Below are 908 nucleotides of genomic sequence, written 5' to 3'. Positions count from 1 at the left end.
TGTTTGGACTGGGGACATCGCGAACAGATGTGCGAGGACATCGCGAACAGTTTTGCATGCTATCGCGCCAGGACATTGAGGTCGATGGTTTCTATTTTCTGATGTCTGAACCAGGCGTCGAAGACACCGTCTGTGGCGGTGGGCCTGAAGGCGACGGATTTTCCTGTGAAGGCCCTGCACAAACGCATGGTGCGGCCAAGAATGGAGACGAAGCCATGCTGCTGTACGCGGCGGATGAGATCGCCCTTGGCGTATTCGAACGGCTCGACCGTTTCGCGATAAGGGCGCAGCGATGCCCAGTAGCGATCGAGCGGCACGCCGCCGTCCAGCGCATCGTGGGGACGCTGGGCGTTGTAGACATGGCGCCACTGGTCGAATGCGTCCTGGGCCTTGGCGAGATCGGCGAAGGGCGGTCCCTGCAGCGCCTCGGCCTTGAGCGAGCGATGGAAGCGCTCGTCCTTGCCGAGGGTCTGGGGATGGCAAGGCCTGGAGTGGCTGACGGCGATGCCGGTTTCGATCAGCCAGACGGTGAGCAGCGTGAAGTCGTTGCGGCCGCCATCGCCCCAGGGCGGGCCATTATCGGTGGCGATGCGCCACGGCAAGCCATAGCGGCGGAAGGCGGTGACCAGCCGGGCTTTTACGGTTGCGGTGGTCTGGTCGGCGCAGGCCGACAGCGCGACCGAGAAGCGCGAATTGTCATCAAGCACGGTGAGCGGATGCAGGCGGCCGCAACGCAAGGCGACGTGACCCTTGAAGTCCATCTGCCACAGATCGTTGGGGGCGGCATGCTCGAAGCGGATGAAGGGCTGCGCTCCACCGCCCGACGTTCCCAACTCAATGCCGTTGCGACGCAGGATGCCGGTTACCGTCGAGGCCGCCGGCGTGCCGATACCCTCGCGGGCAAGCAC

General features: G+C 64.1%; 1 protein-coding gene. It reads right to left on the bottom strand.

The features are described from left to right. Positions 1 to 59: 59 nt before the first annotated feature. Positions 60 to 908, bottom strand: an 849-nt coding sequence (locus tag NKI52_RS32660; RefSeq protein ID WP_352700870.1) for an integrase core domain-containing protein, incomplete at its 5' end; no start/stop codon positions are given.

The organism is Mesorhizobium sp. M0590, from assembly GCF_040320905.1.
Taxonomy (GTDB): domain Bacteria; phylum Pseudomonadota; class Alphaproteobacteria; order Rhizobiales; family Rhizobiaceae; genus Mesorhizobium.
Note: the sequence above shows the minus strand (reverse complement) of the source record. Positions and strands in the feature narration are given on the sequence as shown.